We start from the raw sequence: 2,625 nt of genomic DNA, 5'->3' as shown, positions 1-2,625 counted from the left end.
CCCGCCGCGACGGCCGGCACCCCGCAGGCCGCGAGCAGCAGCGGACCGAACGCCCCCTCGGGCAGCAGGGAACCGAACCGCAGCGCGCCGGGGAACGCCACGAGCAGGGCCGCCAGCAGCCCCACCCGGCCCACGGACTCCGCCAGCAGGTACAGCGCCAGCGCGGCCGAGGAGCGGGCCGGCGACAGCCCGCACACCGTCATGAACCGCAGATTGACCGCGCTCGCCCCCAGCCCCGTCGGCAGCAGGTGATTCGCCGCGCCCGCCGCGAACTGCGTGGCCAGCAACCGCCGTCGGGGCAGCCGTTCGAGCACCGCGCCCTGCCGGGTGCACGAGGCCGCCACCCAGGTCAGACAGGTCACGCCCGCCGCGGCCAGCAGCCAGGGCCACCGGGCGGTCGCCAGTCGGGCGAACCCCTCGGCCAGCACCGACCGGTGCCGCACCGCGACCACGGTCACGAGCAGCAGCGGCAGCACGCACAGGACCCGGCGGATCGTCCCCGTCACGGCCACCGAGGATGTCCGCCGGACACCAACGGCGGGTTGCGGCGGCCCGGACGCCCGCTGACGGCCGGACAGCGGAACCGGGCCGCCCTTGACCTCAATCATGCTTGAGGTCCTACCTTCGTCCGCATGAGCATGGAGACCACAGCGTGGACACAACTGCGCGGCGTCATGACCGCCGAGGACGAGCACCGCCCCCTCAGCAGGGCGACACTGCGCCGCATCGGTGCCTTCGCCCGCCCGCACCGCCGCCGTCTGATCCTGTTCGTGCTCCTCGGCACGGCGACCGCGGCGCTCGCCGTCGCCACCCCCGTGCTCGCCGGGCGCGTCATGGACACCATCGTCTCCGCCGGCGACGAGGCCACGGTGGTCCGGCTGGCCCTGCTCATCGCGCTGATCGCGGTCGTGGAGGCGGTCCTCGGCGTACTCGGCCGCAGACTGTCGGCGGCCCTCGGCGAGGAACTCATCCTCGACCTGCGGACAGCGGTCTTCGACCACGTACAGCGGATGCCGGTCGCGTTCTTCACACGCACCCGTACGGGAGCGCTCGTCTCCCGTCTCAACAACGACGTCATCGGCGCCCAGCGCGCCTTCAGCAACACCCTGTCCACCGTGGTCGGCAACCTGGTCACCCTGGTCCTCGCCCTCGCCGTGATGCTCACCCTGTCCTGGCAGATCACCCTGCTCGCGCTGGTCCTGCTGCCGGTGTTCGTGGTCCCGGCCCGCCGCATGGGCCGCCGCATGGCCGGCATGCAGCGCGAGGCGGCCGCCCTGAACGCGGCCATGGGCACCCGGATGACCGAGCGGTTCTCCGCACCCGGCGCCACCCTGGTCAAGCTGTTCGGACGCCCCGAGGAGGAGTCCGCCGAGTTCGCGGTCCGCGCCCGCCGGGTGCGGGACATCGGCGTGCGTACGGCCACGGCGCAGACGGTGTTCATCACCGCGCTGACCCTCGTCTCCGCCCTCGCCCTCGCCCTGGTCTACGGCCTCGGCGGCCGGCTCGCCCTCGGCGGCACCCTGGAGCCGGGCGCCGTCGTGGCGCTGGCGCTGCTGCTGACCCGGCTGTACGCGCCGCTCACCTCGCTCGCCGGGGCACGGGTGGAGGTGATGAGCGCGCTGGTCAGTTTCGAGCGGGTCTTCGAGATCCTGGACCTCGAACCGCTGATCCGGGAGCGGCCCGACGCGCGCGAGGTGCCCGGGGGACCGGTCTCCGTCGAGTTCGACGACGTCCGCTTCGGCTACCCCTCCGCCGGCAAGGTCTCCCTGGCCTCCCTGGAGGAGGTCGCCACCCTCGACCCGCGCGGCGGTGACGAAGTCCTGCACGGCGTCTCCTTCCGTGCCGAACCCGGGCAGACCGTCGCCCTCGTCGGCTCCTCGGGCGCGGGCAAGTCGACCGTCGCCCAGCTCCTGCCACGGCTGTACGACGTCGACTCCGGCGCCGTACGCGTGGGCGGCGTCGACGTCCGCGACCTGACCGCCGCCTCCCTGCGCGCCACTCTCGGCATGGTTACCCAGGACGGTCATCTCTTCCACGACACGGTGCGCGCCAACCTGCTCCTGGCCCGGCCGGACGCCGGCGAGCCCGACCTGTGGGACGCCCTGCGCCGGGCCCGCCTCGACGGTCTCGTACGGTCCCTGCCCGACGGCCTGGACACGGTGGTCGGCGAACGCGGCTACCGCCTCTCCGGCGGCGAACGCCAGCGCATGACCATCGCCCGGCTGCTGCTGGCCCGCCAGCGCGTCGTCATCCTCGACGAGGCCACCGCCCACCTGGACAACACCTCCGAGGCGGCCGTGCAGGAGGCGCTCACGGAGGCGCTGGAGGGCAGGACGGCGGTGGTGATCGCCCACCGGCTGTCCACCGTCCGCGCCGCCGACCTCATCCTGGTCGTCGAGGCCGGCCGGATCGTGGAGCGCGGCACGCACGAGCAGTTGCTGGCCGCCGGCGGCCGCTACGCCGAGCTGTACCGCACCCAGTTCGAACGGCGGCCGGGGGAGGCGGTGGTGGCGTAGCGGCGCCGCCGGGCGGAAGGGGCGGGCCACCTCCGGGCGGCCCGTCCCTTCCGCCCGTTCCTACCGTGCCCGCGCGGCGGCCCCGGTCCGCTCCGGGCGCTCCGCGGCG

The 2,625-nt window shown here is 74.4% G+C and carries 1 protein-coding gene and 1 pseudogene; one reads left to right on the top strand and one right to left on the bottom strand.

Translation table 11 applies throughout. From position 1 onward, the window contains the following. A pseudogene (locus B7767_RS11910) lies at positions 1-476 on the bottom strand (lysylphosphatidylglycerol synthase domain-containing protein); the annotation flags it as partial. 162 nt (positions 477-638) lie between these two features. Between B7767_RS11910 and B7767_RS11905 the strand changes: the two are divergent. Next, entirely contained in the window at positions 639-2,516 is a 1,878-nt protein-coding gene (locus B7767_RS11905) for an ABC transporter ATP-binding protein (RefSeq protein WP_107486019.1), read from the top strand. The last annotated feature ends 109 nt before the right edge of the window (positions 2,517-2,625 follow it).

Origin of the sequence: Streptomyces sp. 13-12-16, from assembly GCF_002114215.1 — a bacterium.
Classification (GTDB): domain Bacteria; phylum Actinomycetota; class Actinomycetes; order Streptomycetales; family Streptomycetaceae; genus Streptomyces.
This window is presented reverse-complemented; position numbering and strand designations above follow the sequence as displayed.

Bases quoted from the DNA above. Each gene is read 5' to 3' on its own strand.
- B7767_RS11905 (WP_107486019.1), top strand. From the start codon at position 639: ATGGAGACCACAGCGTGGACACAACTGCGCGGCGTCATGACCGCCGAG.